The sequence below is a fragment of the Arthrobacter sp. BF1 genome (assembly GCF_056680215.1).
The window spans coordinates 1,407,494-1,427,720 of the sequence record NZ_CM155271.1 but is presented as its reverse complement, the minus strand read 5'-3'; the positions used below and the strand labels follow the sequence as shown (position 1 = coordinate 1,427,720).

General features: G+C 66.0%; 14 protein-coding genes and 1 pseudogene. 2 read left to right on the top strand and 13 right to left on the bottom strand.

Going from position 1 to position 20,227, the window contains the following annotated elements; translation table 11 throughout:
- Window positions 1-184: 184 nt before the first annotated feature.
- From gatB to AC1MCD_RS06660, 4 genes are all read right to left on the bottom strand, one after another.
- On the bottom strand, window positions 185-1,693 hold the full coding sequence (gatB, locus tag AC1MCD_RS06675) for an Asp-tRNA(Asn)/Glu-tRNA(Gln) amidotransferase subunit GatB (protein ID WP_498677015.1): 1,509 nt from the start codon (window positions 1,691-1,693) through the stop codon (window positions 185-187).
- Window positions 1,693-3,249: an Asp-tRNA(Asn)/Glu-tRNA(Gln) amidotransferase subunit GatA gene (gatA, locus tag AC1MCD_RS06670; RefSeq protein ID WP_498677013.1), complete on the bottom strand. Its 1,557-nt coding sequence runs from the start codon at window positions 3,247-3,249 to the stop codon at window positions 1,693-1,695. Before gatA ends, gatB begins: the two co-directional genes overlap by 1 nt.
- 2 nt (window positions 3,250-3,251) lie before the next feature.
- On the bottom strand, window positions 3,252-3,548 hold the full coding sequence (gene gatC, locus AC1MCD_RS06665) for an Asp-tRNA(Asn)/Glu-tRNA(Gln) amidotransferase subunit GatC (protein WP_498677012.1): 297 nt from the start codon (window positions 3,546-3,548) through the stop codon (window positions 3,252-3,254).
- Window positions 3,549-3,694: 146 nt separating this feature from the next.
- Window positions 3,695-5,212, bottom strand: coding sequence for a CitMHS family transporter (locus AC1MCD_RS06660; RefSeq protein ID WP_498677009.1), 1,518 nt, complete (start codon window positions 5,210-5,212; stop codon window positions 3,695-3,697).
- Between the two features lie 214 nt (window positions 5,213-5,426).
- On the opposite strand from AC1MCD_RS06660, the gene AC1MCD_RS06655 reads away from it, so the two are divergent.
- Window positions 5,427-7,400: a sensor histidine kinase gene (locus AC1MCD_RS06655; RefSeq protein ID WP_498677008.1), complete on the top strand. Its 1,974-nt coding sequence runs from the start codon at window positions 5,427-5,429 to the stop codon at window positions 7,398-7,400.
- Entirely contained in the window at window positions 7,393-8,055 is a 663-nt protein-coding gene (locus tag AC1MCD_RS06650) for a response regulator (protein WP_498677005.1), read from the top strand. The genes AC1MCD_RS06655 and AC1MCD_RS06650 overlap by 8 nt, the downstream gene beginning before the upstream one ends.
- A gap of 20 nt (window positions 8,056-8,075) precedes the next feature.
- Here the strand turns inward: AC1MCD_RS06650 and AC1MCD_RS06645 are convergent.
- From AC1MCD_RS06645 to AC1MCD_RS06605, 9 genes and pseudogenes are all read right to left on the bottom strand, one after another.
- Window positions 8,076-9,495: pseudogene (locus tag AC1MCD_RS06645) on the bottom strand (HNH endonuclease signature motif containing protein).
- A gap of 139 nt (window positions 9,496-9,634) precedes the next feature.
- A complete protein-coding gene (locus tag AC1MCD_RS06640) occupies window positions 9,635-10,018 on the bottom strand; it encodes a RidA family protein (protein ID WP_498677004.1) in 384 nt (127 codons plus the stop codon).
- Window positions 10,019-10,065: 47 nt separating this feature from the next.
- A complete protein-coding gene (locus AC1MCD_RS06635; protein WP_498677002.1) occupies window positions 10,066-10,569 on the bottom strand; it encodes a GNAT family N-acetyltransferase in 504 nt (167 codons plus the stop codon).
- Window positions 10,570-10,595: 26 nt separating this feature from the next.
- Window positions 10,596-11,414, bottom strand: a complete 819-nt coding sequence (locus AC1MCD_RS06630; RefSeq protein ID WP_498677000.1) for an inositol monophosphatase family protein — start codon at window positions 11,412-11,414, stop codon at window positions 10,596-10,598.
- Complete coding sequence (gene ligA, locus AC1MCD_RS06625) at window positions 11,411-13,798, bottom strand: NAD-dependent DNA ligase LigA (protein WP_498676998.1); 2,388 nt, start codon at window positions 13,796-13,798, stop codon at window positions 11,411-11,413. The genes AC1MCD_RS06630 and ligA overlap by 4 nt, the downstream gene beginning before the upstream one ends.
- 84 nt (window positions 13,799-13,882) lie before the next feature.
- Window positions 13,883-14,146, bottom strand: a complete 264-nt coding sequence (locus AC1MCD_RS06620; RefSeq protein WP_498676997.1) for a WXG100 family type VII secretion target — start codon at window positions 14,144-14,146, stop codon at window positions 13,883-13,885.
- 181 nt (window positions 14,147-14,327) lie between these two features.
- Window positions 14,328-14,924 (bottom strand): hypothetical protein, encoded by a 597-nt coding sequence (locus AC1MCD_RS06615; RefSeq protein ID WP_498676995.1) that lies wholly within the window; start codon window positions 14,922-14,924, stop codon window positions 14,328-14,330.
- A gap of 121 nt (window positions 14,925-15,045) precedes the next feature.
- On the bottom strand, window positions 15,046-19,491 hold the full coding sequence (locus tag AC1MCD_RS06610; protein ID WP_498676994.1) for a type VII secretion EssC family protein: 4,446 nt from the start codon (window positions 19,489-19,491) through the stop codon (window positions 15,046-15,048).
- Complete coding sequence (locus AC1MCD_RS06605; protein WP_498676992.1) at window positions 19,488-20,192, bottom strand: hypothetical protein; 705 nt, start codon at window positions 20,190-20,192, stop codon at window positions 19,488-19,490. The genes AC1MCD_RS06610 and AC1MCD_RS06605 overlap by 4 nt, the downstream gene beginning before the upstream one ends.
- Window positions 20,193-20,227: the final 35 nt, after the last annotated feature.

Genomic DNA, 20,227 nt, shown 5'->3' with positions numbered 1-20,227 from the left:
ACCGGCGCCCTGATTCTTCAGTGTAGGGCGCGCACATACCGGAGCACACGAGTAGCCGGCAATACCGGAGAAGTGAGTACTTAAACGCCAAACTGGGTAACAGTAGATGCTGTTATGAGCGCTCAAAACAGCATTAACTGCTACCCAGTTGGGTTAAGGCGGTTGGTTCAGCCAGGCGTTTGGCTTAGCCTTCCATTCCCAGCTTTTCCAGGATCAGCTCGCGGACGCGGGCTGCGTCGGCCTGGCCGCGGGTGGCCTTCATGACGCCGCCGACGATCGCACCGATGGCCTGCAGCTTGCCGCCGCGGATCTTCTCCGCGACGTCGGGCTGCGCAGCCAAAGCGGCGTCGATGGCTTCCAGCAGGGGGCCGTCGTCGGAAACCACGGCCAGGCCGCGCTTCTCGACGATTTCCGCCGGGGTGCCTTCGCCGGCGAGCACGCCGTCCAAAACTTCGGTGGCCATCTTGTTGTTGATCTTGCCGTCTTCCACCAGCTTGTTCAGCTCCACAATGGTGGCGGGCTGGACGCCCAGCTGACCGGGATCGACGTCGGCATTCTTGGCCCGGCCAACGATCTCGCCCATCCACCACTTGCGGGCCACGGTCGCCGAGGCACCCGCGGCAATGGTTTCCTCGATCTCGTCCATAACGCCGGCGTTGACAACGTCGCGGAATTCCAGGTCGGAGTAACCCCAGTCAGCCTGCAGGCGCTTGCGGCGGGCTGCCGGCGGCTCGGGCAGGGTGGCCCGGAGCTCCTCCACCCACTCACGGGACGCGACGATCGGAACCAGGTCCGGCTCCGGGAAGTAGCGGTAGTCGTCGGCGTCGGACTTGGCCCGGCCCGACGTCGTCGTGCGGGTGTCCTCGTGCCAGTGGCGCGTTTCCTGGATGACCGGCTCGCCGGAGTCCAGGACGGCGGCGTGCCGCTGGATCTCGTAGCGGACCGCGTGTTCGACGGCGCGCAGCGAGTTGACGTTCTTCGTCTCGGAGCGGATGCCGAAGCGTTCGCGGCCGTGCGGGCGCAGCGATACGTTCGCGTCGCAGCGCACATTGCCGCGTTCCATCTTCGCGTCGGATACGCCGAGGTTCTTGACGATCTCGCGGACGGCGGCTACGTAGGCCTTGGCCAGCTCGGGAGCGCGGGAACCGGCCCCTTCGATCGGCTTGGTGACGATTTCCACCAGCGGAACGCCGGAGCGGTTGTAGTCGACCAGAGAGAAGTCGGCACCCTGGATGCGGCCCGCGGACCCTCCCATGTGTGTCAGCTTGCCGGCGTCCTCTTCCATGTGGGCGCGCTCGATCTCCACACGGAAGATGGTGCCGTCGGACAGCTCGATGTCCAGGTATCCGTCGTACGCGATGGGATCTTCATACTGCGACGTCTGGAAGTTCTTGGGGGTGTCCGGGTAGAAATACTGCTTCCGGGCAAACGTGCAGGACTCGGCAATCTTGCAGTTCAGCGCAAGGCCAATCTTGATCGAGGACTCGATCGCGGTCTTGTTCACCACGGGTAGTACGCCGGGCATGCCCAGGTCCACCTCGTTGACGTTGGTGTTCGGCTCGTCACCGAACACGTTCGGCGCGGAGGAGAACATCTTCGTTTTGGTGTTGAGTTCCACGTGGACTTCGAACCCGAGGACGGGATCGTACTTCTCCATGGCCTCTTCGAAGCTCAGGGTTGCGTCCATGCTCATTACTTTGCCTCCTGAGTTTCGGTCGAACCGGCGAGTTCCGGTGCCTGTGCGAGCAGCGGGCCGCCCCACTTCGCTTCCAGCAGAGATTCCAGGACAGCGCCAACCCGGTAGAGGCGGGCGTCCTGGCGTGCGGGTGCCAGGAGCTGGATGCCGACGGGCAGACCGTCTTCGTCCGCCAGGCCGCCGGGCAGGGTCAGGCCGGGGACGCCGGCCAGGTTGGCGGGGATGGTGGCGACATCGTTGAGGTACATGGCAAGCGGATCGTTGAGCTTCTCCCCCAGCTTGAAGGCCGTGGTGGGGGCCGTAGGCGAGATCAGGACGTCCGCCTGAGCGAACGCGGCGTCGAAGTCGCGCTGCACCAGCGTGCGGACCTTCTGGGCCGAGCCGTAGTAGGCGTCGTAGTAGCCGGCGCTCAGGGCGTAGGTGCCCAGGATGATGCGGCGCTTGACTTCGTCGCCGAAGCCGGCGGCGCGGGTGGCTCCCATCACGCGTTCGATGGTCATGGGCCCGTCCTCGGGGAGGACGCGCAGGCCGTAACGCACGCCGTCGAACTTGGCCAGGTTGGAGGAAGCCTCCGACGGCATGATCAGGTAGTAGGCGCCCAAGGCGTACTGGAAGTTGGGGCAGGACACCTCAACGATTTCCGCGCCCGCTTCCTTGAGCAGTTCCAGGGAATCGTTGAAACGGTTCTCGACGCCGGCCTGGTAGCCCTCGCCGTGGAGTTCCTTGATGATGCCGACCCGCAGGCCCTCAACGTTGCCCACACGGGCAGCCGCCACAAGGTCTTCCAGGGGCTCCGGCAGTGACGTGGAATCGAACGGGTCGTGCCCGCCGATGACCTGGTGCAGGAGAGCCGAGTCGAGCACGGTGCGGGAGACCGGGCCGATCTGGTCCAGCGAGGAGGCCATGGCGATGGCTCCGTAACGGGAGACGCTGCCGTAAGTGGGCTTGACGCCCACGGTGCCCGTGACGGCGCCGGGCTGGCGGATTGAACCGCCGGTGTCCGTGCCGAGGGCCAACGGCGCTTCGAACGCGGCGACGGCGGCTGCCGAACCGCCGCCGGAACCGCCCGGGATCCGGTCCAGGTCCCACGGGTTGCGGGTGGGACCGTACGCGGAGTGCTCCGTGGAGGACCCCATGGCGAACTCGTCCAGGTTGGTCTTGCCCAGGATGGGCATTTTCGCGGCGCGGAGCCGTTTGACCACGGTGGCGTCGTACGGGCTGTGCCAGCCCTCGAGGATCTTCGACCCGGCCGTAGTGGGCTGGCCGATGGTGACGATGAGGTCCTTGACCGCGATCGGCACCCCCGCGAGTTCGTGGAGTTCCTCGGCCGCGGCGCCGCCGGCGGCGCGGATGGCGTCCACTTCAGCGGCGACCGCGAGGGCCTCGTCCGTGTTGACGTGGAGGAACGCGTTCACGCCGCGTTCGCCGCCGTCGACCGCTGCGATCCGGTCAAGGAACGCCTGCGTGACCTCGACGGAGGTGACCTCGCCGGCACGCAGCTTCTCAGCCAGCTGGGCGGCGGAGAGGCGGATGAGTTCGTTGGTGTCAGTCATGGTTATGCCTCATCCAGGATTGCGGGGACCTTGAAACGGTTCTCATCGGAATCCGGAGCTCCCGAGAGTGCCTGCTCCGCGGTGAAGGTATGGCCCACAACGTCCTCGCGGAACACGTTGGTCAGCGGGATCGGGTGGGAGGTGCGCGGGACGTCATCACCGGCGGCTTCACTCACGGACTTCACTGAATCAACGATGACGGCGAGTTCGCCGGCCATCCTGTCCAGCTCTTCAGCACTCATCTCGATGTGAGCGAGCTGCGCGAGGTGCGCAACATCGTCACGGTTGATCGCAGCCATGGATCTCCCCTGCAAGTTCGGATTGTTTTCCGAACCAGTCTAGTGGGGAAACGTCAGTGCCCGTCTGACGACCCCCAGCGGGCGTCAGACGGGCACCTCGGTGCCGTGGCCCCGGTCACGGGGACCGGGGCACAGGCAGCATAAGACTAACCGATACCGATGGCTCCGGTCAGCATTCCCACACCCAACATGACAAGGCAAACCACTGCCGCGCGCCACAGGACCTTCTTGTGGTGGTCGCCCAGGTCCACCTTGGCCAGGGAGACCAGGAGGAGGATGGCGGGAACCAACGGGCTCTGCATGTGGAACGGCTGCCCGGTAATGGAGGCACGGGCCATCTCGGCGCCGCTGATGCCGTAGTGCGCAGCCGTCTCGCTGAGGACCGGCAGCACGCCGAAGTAGAACGCATCGTTGCTCATGAAGAACGTCATGGGGATGCTGAGCACACCGGTGATGACGGCCATGAGCGGGCCCATGCTGGACGGAATGATCTGTACCAGCCAGGCGGACATGGCCTCCACCATGCCGGTGCCCTTGAGGACGCCGGTCAGGACTGCGGCAGCCATGACCATGCTGACCACGGCAACGATGGACGGTGCGTGTGCCACGATCTGCGCTGCCTGGTCCTTGACGTGCGGAAAGTTCACCAGCAGGGCGATGGCGGAACCCACCATAAAGACGTAAGGCAACGGGATGATGTTGGCCACGAGGACTCCCATGACAGCCACCGTCAGGGCAAGGTTGAACCACTGCAGCTTGGGGCGCAGGGTCTTTCGGTTGGGGTCCAGGGCAGTGCCCGCCATGCTGGTGTCGCTGTCAGAAACCAGCGCTTCGGTGCGTTCCAGCACCGCGATCGAGGAACCGCCGACGGCGGGGCCGCCCGTTGCGGGAACGAGTGCCGGACCGCGTCCAGAGACTCCGCTGCCAGAACCAACACCGCCTGAACCACCGCGGGAGGTGCTGCTGCCGCCGGCAGGTGTGCCGCCGTCGAACGATTCAGCGGTGAAGGGTTCGGCCGAGGACGGCACTCCCCAGATTTCGGGCTGGGTGGCGCGGAGGCGGTTGCGCTCCTGGAGTCCAAGAACCCAGGCGAAGACCAGAACGACGGCGAGGCCGGCGATGAGTGACGGGATCATGGGGACGAAGACGTCATTGACGTCGATCTTCAGGGCGCTGGCGGCACGGGCGGTGGGGCCGCCCCACGGCACGATGTTCATGGTGCCGTTGGCCAGGCCGGCCACGACAGTGAGGACCACGGGGCTCATCTTCAGCCGGAGGTAGATGGGCAGCATGGCTGCCGTGGTGAGGATGAACGTGGTTGAACCGTCACCGTCGAGGGAGACTGCAGCGGCGAGGAGGGCGGTACCCAGGACCACCTTCGCGGGGTCATTGCCGAGCTTGCGCAGGATGAACCGGACCAGCGGGTCGAACAGCCCGACGTCGATCATCAGGCCGAAGTAGATGATGGCGAACATCAGCAGGGCGGCGGTTGACGTCATCGACTTCATCGAGTCCATGACCATGTCGCCAATGCCCAGTCCGGCGCCTGCGAACAGGCCAAAAACGGTGGGGACGATGATCAGCGCCAGCACCGGCGTCAACTTCTTCGTCATGATCAGCACCATGAATACCGCGATCATGGCGAATCCAAGTAATACCAGCACGGCCGGCTCCTTCATTGTGAACAGCGGCACAGCGGTGTGACGCGTGCTACAGACTGTAGAGTGGCCGCCGTCACGGCCGTGCCTTTGGCTCAATTGATTGGCATACTGCTTATTCGGAGCATTTTGCGCATTCTGCTCACACGCCCGGCGGGCGAAACCCGACGCCGGACCAGACGCACGACCGTGCGACCGTACGACACACGAGAGGAGGACCATGCCGCGTTCCTGGCGCACGCCGCCGATCCGGTTCTCCACGCAGACTTTGTTCCTCCAGCTCGGTGTGGTCCTGCTGGTGGTGCTGCTGAGCACGGCCGTCCACGCCTGGCTGACGTACGACAGGGTGGGCCGAGAGGCCGAAAACCAGGCGTTGACCCTGGCTAGGGCGGTGGCCGCCGACCCGTCAGTGCAGGCCGACGTGCTGGCCATCAGTGAGCGGGAGGGCACTCCCCCGCCTGCCGAGCTTCGCGCCGGACCCCTGATGGCCGCCGCGGAGGCGACGCGGATCCGGACGGGTGCCCTGTTTGTGGTGATCACCGACGAAACCGGCCTTCGTCTGGCCCATCCCGACCCCGCCCGGCTGGGTGAAAAGGTCAGCACGGACCCCACCGAGGCCCTTGCCGGGCAGGACATCACCACCCGGAACACCGGCACACTGGGTCCGTCGGCCGGCGCCAAGGTCCCGGTCTACGCGCCGGGGACTGACACCGTGGTAGGTGAGGTCAGCGTGGGCTACTCCATGGAAACTGTGGGCCAGAGCCTGGAACGGGACATCGGACCGGTCGCCCTCACCGCTGCCGGGGCGCTGCTGGCCGGCGTGCTGGCGTCCTTCCTGCTGCGGCACCGGCTGCGGCGGCTCACCATGGGCCTTGAGCCTGAGGAGATCAGCACCCTTGTCCACGACCAGGTGGCCGTCCTGCAGGGGGTGGACGACGGCGTCATCGGCGTTTCGGCCGACGGCAGAATCAGCGTCTTCAACGCTGCCGCTCAGCGCCTTCTGGATCTGCCGGACCTCACTGGGGCCTCGTGGGCCGGCGCGTCCGTGCCCGGCCAGCTGAAAGCCCTGACGAAGGCGGATGCCGAGGAGGCTGACGCCATTGAGCTGGTGGCCGGCGGACGTGTATTGGTGGCGAGTGCGCGCAAAGCACTCCACCGCCGGGAGGACCTGGGCTGGGTGGTGATGCTCCGGGACCGCACGGAACTGCAGCAGCTCACCCGCCAGCTCGACGCCGTTGGCACCATGTCCACGGCCCTCCGCGCCCAGCGCCACGAGTTTGCCAACCAGCTGCACACGATCGCCGGACTGATGAGCATCGGGCAGCACCAGCAGGCCCGTGACTATTTGGCCGGACTGGCGGCTACGGGACCATTGAAATTCCCGGTGGACCAGGCCGAGCTGCTCCAGGACCCCTACCTTCAGGCGTTTGTTGGTGCCAAAGGGGTGGAAGCTGACGAACGCGGTGTCACCCTGCGGATCGGGCCGGAAACCTTGGTCCGCGGACAGGTCATCGAGCCGCAGGACGTGACCACCGTGCTGGGCAACCTTATCGACAACGCCGTGAACGCCGCGGTGGCAGGCTCGTCCACGGACAGATGGGTGGAGCTGGAGGTTCTGGACGAACCGCACGACGACGGCGGGACCCTCCTCATCGTCGTCGCTGACTCTGGTGACGGGCTGGCTCCGGGGACGGATGCCGAGGGCGTCTTCGCGGAGGGCTATACGACGGCGACGGCGCCCGCCGGGCTGGACGGTACAGGTTTGGACGGTACAGGTTTGGACGGGGCCGGGCTCGGCGGTGCCGGTCTCGCTGGTGCCGGTCTCGCTGGTGCCGGTCTCGCTGGTGCCGGTCTCGATGGTGCCGGTCTCGATGGTGCCGGTCTCGATGGTGCCGGTCTGGACAGGGGAGGCCGGAAGCGTCGCGGCCCGAATGGCGGCGGGCAGGGCCTCGGCCTTGCACTTGCCCGGAAACTGGCCCGGCGCCGTGGCGGGGACATCCGGATCCTGGAAACTGGCACGCCAGGTGGACCCGGAGCTGTGTTTATGGCCTCCCTGCCCGGCACCACGGCCGGAACTAATTCGGGCATCACTGCGGGAACTCACACCGACGAAACCCACGCCGCGGCCGCTGACGGAACTGATACCGGGGCTGCCGGACAAATAAGCACTTCAGAAAAGGATGACGATGCCTGAGGACCTCCGCGTGCTGATCGTGGACGACGACTTCCACGTAGCCAAGCTGCACGCCGCCTACGTCGATTCGGTGGCGGGGTTCCTAGCCCTTGCGCCCGTTGGTACGGCATCCCTGGCGCTGCAGACAATCCATAGCCTCCGCCCCGACCTGGTGCTGTTGGACGTCTACCTTCCTGACGCGTCGGGGCTCGACTTGCTGCAGCAGCTGGACGTGGACACCATCATCCTCAGTGCAGCCTCGGATGCCGAGTCGCTTCGCAAAGCTTTTCGCCGCGGGGCCCTGGGGTACTTGCTCAAACCGTTTACGTCAGAATCGCTGTCGCAGCAGCTGCGTTCCTATGCCCGATACCGCAGGCTGCTGGGCCAGCCGGGGATTCTCGACCAAGGCTCAGTGGAGCGTGCCAAGCGGGCGCTGATCCCCGGCGATGTAACGCCGTCGGCCAAGCCACGGTCCGCCACCGAGGCCGCAGTTCTGGAATCGCTGGTTGCCGGCGAGCAGTATTCTGCAGCGGAGGTGGCAACCCGGGTTGGCGTATCCCGGGCCACGGCGCAACGGTATCTGTCCTCGCTTGCCGACGACGGCGCCGTCGACATCCAGCTCCGCTACGGGACCACCGGACGTCCGGAACACCGCTACGGGTTGCCTGCGCAGTAGCCAGATAAGGCAGTAGCCAGTCAGGGCAGGAGGGCAGCGGCCAGTTGGGTGGGTGCCAACGTGTCATCCTGCCGACTGTCTCTGGCGTTAATGACGTCCGGCCAGTGGGGTGGTTCCCAATCGGGGTGTTCGCTTTGGTAGTGCCGGCCTGTGGGTGAAATCCAGCCGGGCGGTTCGTCCTTGGTGGCAGCGGTTGGTTCCCAGGGTGTGCTGTGCTTGAGTCGGGTGGTGCTTGGGGCATGGCTGGCCAAGGTTTGAGATGCCGGTGGTGCCGCCGTTGGCCCAGGCAAGGATATGGTCGGCCTCGTTGTCCAGGGACGGGTTGGAGCAGCCAGGGAATGGACACTTTCCGTCCCGCAACCTAAGCCATTGACGCAGGGCCTTGGGGACCCGGTAACTGTCTCGGCCGATCTCCAACGGGGCGCCGTCGCGAGGATCGCTCAGGCGGTGGAACGACTGGGCACCGTCAGCCACGAGGGCGCGGGCCATGGACGGTGGGATCGGCCCGTACCCGTCCAGCATGGCGGGTTCCTCGGTCAGACCCATCAGCGCAAACACCGGCACGGTGACGAGGACCTGGGCTGTCGGTGACGGAATTATCCCGGCAGCGTCGTCCTGAGTGCCGTCCAGGGTGCCGCCGAGGAGCCATGCCGCGACGTTGTCGGCACGGAGTTGAGTGAGGGTCCTGCCCTCGGTAGGGCCCTGAAGGGCCCGGGCTGCTGCGGTGGTCCGCTCCCAAATCCCGGATGCCTGATCGGCGGGCAGGTAGGCCGAGAGCCAGGCCATGCCGTCCCGGTCCGGGGAATACACAACCCGACGGTCCAAAGCACTGTTGGCATGGCGTTGTTCGATGCTGACCGGGTGGTGACGCTCTCGCCAGGTCCGGGCCTTGGCCCGGAACCGGCCCGGGACCAAGTGCCCGGCCGGGCCCCGGGCCGGGTTCGGCGCGTCAGGGTCCAGGAAATGGGCTTCCAACGCGTGGGCGCCGGCGGGGTCCAGGTTGATTGTTTCATCCACCATGATCCGGGCGTGCTGCCACGAAATGGTCCCTGCCTCAAGAGCGGCAAGCGTGAGCGGCAGGGCAGTACGCAAGCGGTGGGCTTCGCCCAGCAGCCCGCCGGCCGTGCGTTCGCTGACCGTCAGGGCGCACGAGACCTCGGCCACGATACTCATTTCCTGACCGGTGTGGTCTTCCGTCGACACCGGCGGTCCGGCAGTTGCGCGGGCGGCCTCGTCGTAGCCACCCGCGGCATGGACCTTTACCGCGGCGGCCATAGCCTCCAACCCCGCCGCCCCGGACAACACCGTCAGACACGCCTCAGCTTCCCAACGAGCCAGATCACCCGCAGGAATTAGCGCCGGCCCCCGGAGCACACCGGCCAGCTGCAAAGCAGACGCCGCGATGGCCTCCATAATCTCCGCAGCTGCCGTTTTGTCCATATCTCCAGCATCACGGAGCAGCCCGTCAACAGTGCGAAGGCTGTACCTCTATGTGGATAACTTGCCGAAGGTAATTGGCAAGACTGCCGGCCTGGCTTCGCCTTTGCCCTGCCGCGCGGCGGCCGGCTTCGATTTTCCGTTAGCTGGCGCTCTTCTGCGCGACGAGCTCGATCTCCACCAGCATCTTTGGGTCCAGTAACGGCAGGACGTGCACCAGGGACAGGGTGGGCCGGATCTCGCCGAAGACTTCGCCGTGCGCCCGGCCGGCTTCCTCCCACTTGGTGATGTCCGTTAGGTAAAGCTTGGACTGAACGACGTCCTCGAAGCTGAACCCGGCGTCGGCCAGGACGCCCCCGAGCTTCTGGAGAATGAACTGGGTCTGGGTGTAGAAGTCCTCACCCACGATGCCGTCTTCACCGCTTGCGGCAGTGGCTGAAATGTAAAGCGTGTTGTCCACCTGGACGGCCCGGGAGTAGCCGAGGGTCTGTTCCCAGACGGAGCCGGTGCCGAATGTTTTGCGCATGGTGGGCCTTTCAGTGCTGAAAATGAGTCGGCACCACTTTAGGGCGGCTAGACATCGAGCCGGTAAACCAGCAGTTTTATGTCGGTGCCGGGAATCAGCCAGTCGCGTGCCGGGACGCGGCGGAATCCTGTCTTCCGGTACAGGCCATGGGCGCTCTCCCAGGTCCTGCCGGTGGTCAGCGCCACTCCGTTGATCCCATCCAGCGACTTCGCATGCTCGATGATGGCCTTCACCATGGCCTGCCCTGCACCGCTGCGCTGCACCGCGGGATCGACCACGAGCATCCGGAACTCCAGCTCATCCGCCAGTGCGATGTCGGCGTACGGTTCGCCTGCGAGCGCCAACGTCACAGAACCCACCACCTGCCCGTCCCGCTCGGCAACCCAAATGGTGGCTTTCGCCGCACGCGCCGCGACCTCCTGGATCTGCTGCATGTAGGGGTGGTCGGCGCTGTCAAAATATCCCGCTGCGAGGTAGGAGGCTGCGGTGATCCTGGCGATGGCGTCGAAGTCTGCCTCAACGGCGGGTCGGATGCTAATTTGCGGCTGCACCTGACAATGCTAGTGCCGGAACGGGGTCAGAGCGGAAACTTCCCGGCCAGCTCCAAGGTTCCGGCGCAGGTCCAGGCAGCAAGTCTGTCCGCGTCAGTGGGCCCGCCGTCGAGGGGGCTGTCCAGGCGGGGACGCCGCACCCAGCAGCCCGCTTCCTCCGCGATCAGCGCCCCGGCTGAGTAGTCATGTTCGTTGAGGCCGCGTTCCCCGTAGGCGTCGTGGGTTCCGTCCGCCACGAGGCAAAGGTCCAACGCCGCCGAGCCCAGCCGCCTGACGTCGGCGAACCCGTCCATAAGGTCACCCAGCATCGCAGCCTGCTCAACACGTATTGCGGGATCGTAGCTGAAGCCAGTGGCCAGGATCTGGCCGGCGCGGCCCGTCACCGGACCCTGCAGCGGGGTCAGCCGGCCGCCCTCTTCCAGCCACGCGCCGTGGCCGCGGGCAGCATGATACACGCGGCCCAAGGCAGGTGCGCTGACGACGCCGGCCAGCCAGACGCCGTCGGAATCGGCGACTGCTACGGAGGTGGCGTAGTAGACGATATTCCGGATGAAGTTGGTGGTTCCGTCCAGCGGGTCGATGGACCAGCGATAGCCGCTGGGGGACGCGGGCCGCGTGGTCCCGTGTTCCTCCCCCGTGATGATGTCCCGCGGCCGGGCGGCCGTGATGACGTTCCGGACCGCGTTTTCCGCGGCGACATCGAAGGCGGTGACCCAGTCGCCGGCATCACCTTTGTTGCTAACCCCCAAGGCGTCGCCGTTGCGTGCAGCCAGCACGGCGGCGCCCGCGGCGGCCGCCTGCTTAGCCACCTCAAGGAGTTCAAGAGTGAGGTCTGGCCGGTTCATTCTGATACCTCTTGGGATTCGGAAGTGTTGCCGGGTGCGTCTGTCTCGTCGGATTTGGCAGCGTTTTCCGGTTCGGAAGCGTTACCGGATTCAGCAGTACCGTCCGGCGCCGCGGCAGGACCGTTCGCCAGGAGCTCCCGGAAGCCGTCCTCATCCAGCACGGGTATTCCCAGCTGCTCCGCTTTGTCCAGCTTGGTGCCGGCGTTCTCCCCGGCCACCACATAACTGGTGTTCTTGGAGACGGAACCTGCTGCCTTGCCGCCCCGGGTGAGGATCGCTTCCTTCGCCTCGTCCCGGCTGAAATCAGGCAGGGAGCCGGTGACAACAATGGTCAGCCCTTCCAAGGTCCGGGGTGTTGACTCGTCCCGTTCGTCCTCCATCCGGACGCCGGCGGCAGCCCAACGGTCGAGGATCTCGAGATGCCAGTCCTCGGCAAACCATTCCTTGAGCGCCGCCGCGATGGTGGGCCCCACCCCGTCCACGTGCGCAAGGTCTTCTTCAGAGGCATTCCGGATGCTGTTCATGCTGCCAAACGCTGTAGCCAGGGCGCGGGAAGCCCGGGGACCCACATGACGGATGGACAACGCCACGAGCACACGCCACAGCGGCTGGCTCTTGGCCTTCTCAAGCTCCTTGAACAGCTTCTCCGTGGTGGCCGTGGGCTTCGACGGAGACTTCGCCGTGGCCTTTGTCCAGAAGTACGGGACCAGATCCCAGGTTCCCGTACCTACACCCTTGACGCGCTTCTCCCGCCAGACAGCCACGTCGGCCAGCTTGTTCCGCAGCTCGTCCAGTCCGGAGTCCGCGGCCAGCTCAAACAGTTGGGACTCACTGCTCAGGATGCCATCGCCGGCCGGCTCCACCCTGCCACCGTTGGTGGCGGGATCCGGGCCTGGTCCGGAGGTCAGCGCGATGGCGGCTTCCCCGCCGAGGGCCTCGATATCGAAGCCGCCGCGGCCGGCCAGGTGGAAGACCCGTTCGCGGAGCTGCGCCGGGCAGGACCTGGCGTTGGGGCAGCGGATATCCACGTCCCCTTCTTTGCCGGGCGCGAGGGTGGTTCCGCACGAGGGACATTCGGTGGGCATCACGAAGTCGCGCACCGGCGGCTCCTGCTGATCGCGCAGAGCCAGCACGGGGCCAACAATCTCCGGGATGACATCACCGGCCTTCCGCAGCACAACAATGTCGCCGATTTTCACACCCTTGGCCTTCACGACGTCCTGGTTGTGCAGGGTGGCCATGCCTACCGTTGACCCGGCAACCTTCACCGGCTCCATCACACCGAACGGGGTCACACGGCCGGTGCGTCCCACGTTGACTGCTATATCAAGGAGTTTTGTGTGGACTTCCTCCGGCGGGTACTTGTAGGCCACGGCCCACCGCGGCACCCGGGTGGTGTACCCAAGGGCGCGCTGGGTGGCGAGGTCGTCGACTTTGACCACAATGCCGTCGATTTCGTGCATCAGGCTGTGCCGTTTGTCGCCGTAGCGTTTGATGAACGCAAGCACTTCCTGCAGGCTCCCGAGAACCTCAAAGTACGGGCTGACGGGCAGGCCCCACGTCTCCAGCAGGCCATACGTCCGGGACTGACTGAGGGTCTCCAACCCTTCGCGGGCACCGATTCCGTGAACGAACATCCGCAGCGGCCGCTTGGCCGTTTCCGCAGGATCCTTTTGGCGGAGGGAACCGGCCGCGGCGTTCCTGGGGTTGGCCAGGGGTGCCTTGCCCGCTTCAATCAGCGCCTCATTGAATTCCGCAAATGCCTTGGACGGGATAAAGACCTCGCCGCGTACTTCCATCTCGGACGGGAATCCGCTTCCGGTCAGTTCCTGCGGGATTTCCTTGATGGTCAGCACGTTGTGGGTAATGTCCTCGCCCGTGGTTCCATCACCCCGGGTTGCGGCCCGGACCAGCTTGCCGTCCCGGTACAACAGGTTGACGGCCAGGCCGTCGATCTTGAGTTCTGTCAACCAGGCGGGCCCGGCTGTGTCCCCGAGTTTGGTGATGCTGGCCTCGGCTTTGGTGATCCAGGCCTCCAGTTCCTCGAGGGAAAAGACGTCCTCGAGGCTGTACATGCGTTGCAGATGTTCGACGGCGGCGAACGCGGCTGAGACTTCACCGCCCACTTCCTGCGTCGGGGAATCGTTGGCAATGAGCTCGGGGTGCAGCGCCTCGATCTCCTCCAGCCGCCGGAACAGTTCGTCGAATTCGGCGTCCGAGACCAGGGGTTCGTCCTCCTGGTAATACGCGAAGCGGTACTTCCTGACCGAATCAGCCAGGTTCTCGTATTCTTCGCGGACCGATTCGGAAGGGACGGCTTCCTGTTCGGTCGTGGTCTCATTGCTGGCGGCTGTAGCCTCTGCGGGGCCCGTTGCTGTGCTCACAGACCTATCTTGCCTTACCCCTCTGACACTTAACGCCCGAGGGCCCGGACAATATGTCCGGGCCCTCGGTCAATCAAGGCTGGCCTAGCGTGAAGCCTGGTCCTGCTCGCTGGCGTTCCGCGTGGCCTTCTGGCCGGCATCCTTCAGCGCCTGGATGACCTGGTTCAGGGCACTGGTGTGGGTGCCGGACCATTCGCTGCGGAAGTGCTTCGCGTCCGGGCCCTCCCAGACTGTGCTGTCCAGCAGGCGGCTGAGGTTGCTCCGCTGCTGCTCGATCTCCGAAGCACCGGCCTGCAGCTTCGTGCCAAGAGTCCTGAGCTGCTCTACATCTGCGCCCCAAATAGCCATCAGTTTCTCCTCATAAGTAGTTGGATCCGATCCAGATCGACATCCCCAGCGGCCCCCGGCTCATCCGGAAGATCCATTGCCCCAAACCTATCCCGGCCCCGGAAACCCGTCGATGGGCACCGCTGCCCATGCACCACTGCCCATCAGTCGCCAGTGCGAAAAACGGAAAGAAAAAACGTAGTCAGTGCGAGGAGAGCCGGTTCCTGCCCCACCAGGCGAACGCCAGGCCGGCGACTCCCACCAGCAGCACGCCCGCCATGACGGGCAGCAGCCCGGGGCCGCCAAACAGCCCTGAGCCATCGTTCCGGGACACTGCGCCCGCCTGCGTGGGCTTCGCCGCCCTCGTGACCGGGGTGTTCCAGTTAGATGCAGCCGACGGGCTCGCGGAAGTCGCGGAAGGTGACGCGGCGCTGGTGGTGGGCTCCGGCGTCGGCGTTTCCTCAGCTGCAGAAACCGTGGGGTCAGGGGCCACGGTAGGAACCGGAGCGGGAGCCGGTTCGTCCGGAACGGGCGGGCCTGTGGGCGCCGGAGCGGGCTCCGGCGGAGGTGGTGCAGGAGTAGGAGTGGCCGACGGCGGCTCGGTCGGCTTCCCTGTGCCGGGACCAGTCGGCGGGTTCTTCTGCTCCCCGGGGAGCAGCCCGCAGACAACTCCGCAGCCCGGACCCGTGCCGCCGTCGTCGGCCTGCGCGGGAGCAGCAGCTGAGACGCCGACCGTGAGCGCCAGCACCGCCATGGCAGCCGCGGCGACGCCGCGGGGCGCGGAAGAGGATCGGATCATGGTTACCTTTGCGGAACGGCGCGCGGCACCCCTCCGCGGCGAACTAGTGTTGCCGGTAGTCTTCTACAACGCACCGGGGCCCGCAAATCCTTGGATTTGCGGGCCCCGGTGCTGGCTGGACTCAGTCCCTGTTTTCAGGCGGCAGTGCGATCTGCAGCTTGCGCGCCTTTCCGCGTCCCACAATGTACCCGCGGCCCGGGATGAACTGCGGGCTCACGCGGCCCAGCGACGTGCTCAGCAGGCTGTCCCCTTCGATGTCGCCCGGGTTCATCAGCAGTCCCCGGCGGCCGGACTTGAACGGCTGCGCAAGGGACCAGGCGGAGGACCAGGTTGACGTCTCGGATTCGCCGATCACCCACTGGTCAGCCTTGATGGATGCCGTCACGAGCTGCGAAACGCCCGATTCCGCCACCGTGTCCGTGAACTCGGTCAGGCCTTCGATGAAGATCGCCACCCTGCCCGGGTTTCCGCTGGAATGCTCCATCAGGTCTTCCACAATCTCGGACAGGTCGTCGGCGCCCACCACTGAACGGTTCCAGAGCGGCAGTGACGCCACCGCGGACCGGCGCGAGCCGATGTAGACCAGTTCCGTATCCGGGTTGGACCGGCGCAGCGCATAGGCGAGGCTGACCAGCGCCACGGTACGACCGGCTCCGGGAGGCCCGGCCAGGAGCAGGGGGCCTTTGGCCATGATCTCGGCCGGCTGCAGCGTTTCGTCATCGACGCCGATGACCGGGAGGTCCGGACTGCCGGCGGGCAGCAGGTCCAGGTCCACCTGTTCCGGCAGCCGTTGGATCTTTGGTGCCTGCTCCAGTCCCTGGCGCAGCATCGCCTGGCTGAGTTTGTGGACCTCGCGTGCCTGGAGGGCGAGGTTGGAGTTCCCGCCGAGGACGGCCAACTGCACCTCGAGGCCGCCCAGCAGTCCCCGTCCTGGCGGTGAGGCGGAGCTGAGCACATCCTTCGGGACATCCATGGACAGGTAGTCGTCCTCCGAGGACAGGCGCAGCACCAGGCGTCGCTGGATGGAGGCAAGCAGCGACGCGGGTACGGAGTTGGGCCGGTCGCCGGTAATGACGAGGTGGATTCCGAGGGGGCGGCCGTCAGTAGCCAGTTGAAGGAAGATGTCCCACAGCGCGGACAGTTTGCTGTACTCGTAGGTCTCGCGGAACGCTGACATGCCATCGAGCAGGACGAAGATGCGCTTCTCGTCCGGGCGGTCTGCCAACGACCGGTACTCGACGATGGTGGAGGCCCGGACGTCGGCGTAGCGCGCAGACCGTTCGTCCGCGATGTCGCGCAGCAGTCGCAGCAGCCGGCCAACACGTTCCACGTCGTCGCCGTCGATGATCTCGCCCACGTGCGGAAGTTCGTCGAGCATCTTGAGCCCGGAGGAGCCGCAGTCAATCCCGTAAATGTGCACGGGACCGCCGCGGGGCGTGACGGCGGCCGCGATCGCGATCCCGCGCAGGGCCGCGGACTTACCGGAGCCGCCGGTGCCGAAGATGGCCATGTTGCCGTCTTTGTCCGGTTCGTAGAACACGGTGGGCTGGTCCTGGCGGGTGGGATCGTCCGCCACTCCCAGCAGCAGCCGCTCGTCCGTCCGCGGGTTGGGCAGCTTGGAGAAGTCGTAGGTGGTGGCGAGCTCGTCCAGCCACGGCTTGCGGGGCGGCCGGATGGCCAGCGACTCTGCCGCACGGACGATGTTGGTGGTCATCCTGGCAATGTCGTTGGGACCTGCAGGGGCTTCCTTGACGGGCTTCTCGGGGGCGGGCGCTTCCCAGCTCTGCCCTGACCCGAACGCCATTTCCACGATGTCGATCTGCGGGCGTTGTGGCTTTTCGGTCGTCCAGCCGCCGGCGTAGCCCGTCTGGAAGCCCTGGATGCGGCCGGGCCCGGTTTTAGCCGCGCCACGTCCCGGGATGGAGGGATCGAAGTAGGCTGCATCCGGCACCCCGAGGATGTCTGACGCATCGTCTTCGTCAGCCATGCGCAAGGCCACGCGGAGGTTGGTGTTGGCGCGCAGGCTGTCCTTGATGACGCCCGCGGGACGCTGCGTGGCCAGGATGAGATGCAGGCCCAGCGACCGGCCACGGGCGGCCACATCCACCACGCCGTCCACAAACTCCGGCACTTCGGTGGCCAGCGCAGCGAACTCGTCAACGATGATGATCAGGTACGGCGGGGCCTCGGGATCGGCCTCGCGCTGAAGGGCCAGCAAATCCTTGGCCTTCTTCCGGTTCAGCAGGTGCTCCCGGTAATGCAGCTCGGCCCGCAGCGACGTCAGCGCGCGGCGGACCAGGTGCTGGGAGAGGTCGGTCACCAGGCCCACCGTGTGGGGAAGGTTGAGGCAGTCAGCGAACGCGGCCCCGCCTTTGTAGTCCACAAAGAGGAAGCTCACCCGGTCCGGGCTGTAGGCCGCGGCCATGCCCATGACCCAGGACTGCAGGAATTCGGATTTGCCGGCACCGGTGGTGCCTCCTACCAGGGCGTGCGGGCCCTCGTTCTTCAGGTCCAGGTACAGGGGTTCGATGCCCTTGGAACCCACCAGGGCACGGAGGGTTCCGTTGTCCTTCCGGTTGGGCACGGCCGAAGCATGGACGGAGTTGTTTTCCTCCCAGCGCTCCGCGACGGCCTGCGGGTTGTCCAGGAAGTCCTTGCCGATCAGCGTGGCATAAGAGACCGCGCGCGGCAGGTCGGAATCGTCCGTCACCGGCTTGCCGACGTCGACCACGGGGGCCAGCATCCGGGCCAGCTGGGCGGCCAGTTCGGAGTCGAGGCTTTCGCAGCTGACGGGGTAGGTGTGCCGGCCCAGCCGGACCTGCCCGGTGGTGGTGCCGTTGTCCCCGTCCACCACCATGAAGTCGCGGCAGGCAGCCGGGAGCGCCTGGATGTCGGTGGCCACCCACATGACGTGGACGCCGGAGTCCGGTCCGCGTTCGGCGAGGCGGGTCAGCCTGCCGCGGTCAACCGGGGCGTCGTCTTCAACAATGACCAGGACCGCGGGCAGCACCGGTGCAGGGAGTTCGTGCTTGGCCGGATCGATCACTCCCCTGGCTTCGGGAGCTGAACGCTTGGCCATGGCCTCCCGCGCATCGAGCAGGTCCTCCAGCCGGGCCAGGAGGGAGGAGCCGCTGGCGGAACCAGCGGCCAAGTGGTCACCGGAGAGCGGGCTGTGGCCCGAGCCCACATGGGGCAGCCACTGCAGCCAATCCCAGCGCTGGCGGGACTGGGCGGAGGTGATGGCGGTGACCACCGCTTCAGCAGGCGAGTGCAGCCCCACGAACTGCAGCACCATGCCGCGGGCCACATCGTCGACGAGACCGCGTGCCCCGGCAACACCGAAAGCCCCTGCCGTGCGCAATTGCGAGACCACGGGCACACCTTCGATGTCCCGGAACTGCTTCAGGCAGTCCTGGATCTCGCGCATGTATTCAGCTTCGGTCTCGTTGTTGTTGGGTTCCTCGAACATGATGCGCGACGGACTGGTGCCAAGCCCGAACCGCAGCCCCAGGAAACCGAGGTGCTCCGGGCGGTGGGTCCACAGCAGCGGGCCCAGCTTGTAGATGGAATCCACGGTGTCGCTCACCGAGGGCGCCTCTTGCACACGGACCGCCCGTTCCACACGCTGCAGTTCGGTGATGTCCTGCCGGAAGGCGGCCATGGAACCGCGGAACTGCTTGAGCTGCTCCTTCTGCTGGCGCCTGGTCTGCATCTTGTGGTCCACATAATGGCCCACAATGAACAGCGGCATCATCATCATGAAGATTACCGAGAGCATGTTTTGGGTGACCGCAAACATCACGCCGCCCATCAGGAGCGGCGCCATCAGCATGATGTACGGGAAGGCCTGGTGGTCCGGCCGCTTCGGCCCGGCGGGGGGCACGCGCTTGGGCGCGTCGAAGCGGGGAACAACGCGCGGGGACCGGTTGAAATCGACAAGGGGCGACGTCGGGGCTGCCGCGTGGTTGTGCCCCAGCGGCACCACCGTCACGGTGGTCTCCCCCAGGGTGACGGTGTCCGACGAGTTGAGCGTGGCCCTGGTAACCGGAAGACCGTCCATGAGCAGGCCGTTGGCGGAGTTGGTGTCCACGATCTCCACGCTTTCGCCCACCGTGATGCGGGCGTGGCGTTTGGAGGTCAGCGGGTCCGTGAGCCGGATGTCAACGTCCCGGTCCCGGCCGATGTAGCTGGTGCCGGAGGGCAGCGAAAACTCCTGCCCGACGTCGGGCCCTGAGAGGATCCGCAACGTCGCGGCGGCGGGACCGCGGTTGGCGCCGGGAGCGTTGAAGTGTTCGCTGACTTCAGCCAGCGAGACCACGGAGCCCGGGCGCAGCCCCGACTCCAGCAGGTTGTCCGTGCGCGTCAGCACGTTGCCGCGGATTCCACCGCCCACAAAGGCCTCGTCGATGCGCAGGGAAAGATTGTCCGGCGCCGGGGAGCCCTTCCTGTCGGGGTCCGCGACCCACAACTGGGTGGCGATGTCCGCCACGGTGGCCAGGCCGTCCACCGTGACGGCCAGGTCCTTGGTTTCCGCCGGGTTCCGGCGGAGTGTTAGCCGGATCCTCATACGTCGTCCACGCCCCTCATCTTTTCCAGAAGATGCAAATCTTCGACGGTCACCAGGTGGGTGGTGACCGCATGTTCAACGAGCCGGGCACGCCGGTTGGTGGCCAGCTTTCCGCCGCCGCCGCGGAGGCCCACGACGCCTACGCGGTCAAGTTTGTCGCAGACGTTGTCCAGCTTCCGGTTGAACCGTGTGAGGGCCCAGCCCAGGGTTTTGGCGGCTGCGGCCGACGACGGGATGGCACTGAACCCGGTCCCTTCGCGACGCAGCATGGGTTCGGCCAGCGCCACGATGAGGGCCTTCTGGGAATCGGTGAAGACGACCGGGCCGATGGTGGTGTCGCCGTTGCTGTCGTCTTCACGTGATTGCTGGCGGAAGGACGGCGTTTTGAGATGCACTGCGAACTCATACGTGGTGGGGCCTGCTGTGAAAATGATGTTTGTGTGGCTGAACACCAGCGGTATGCGGGCGCCCGGGGACAGCCACGCCTGCATGCCGCCGGAACCGTCGGCCACAGTGGCGGACAGCATCCTGCCCACGTTACTGAGCCACCAGATCCCGTCATAGCGGGCCACCTGCAGGAACTGGCGGTGAAGGTACGGGTTGTCGTCCACCTCGAGATCGCCTTCCCGGCCGATGTTGAAGATCTCCTCATCGGACGGTTCGTACCATTCACCACAGAAATCTATTGCCAGATCCCCCATGTTTCCGTGCCTCTCCTCGTTGGGCAAAACGCATG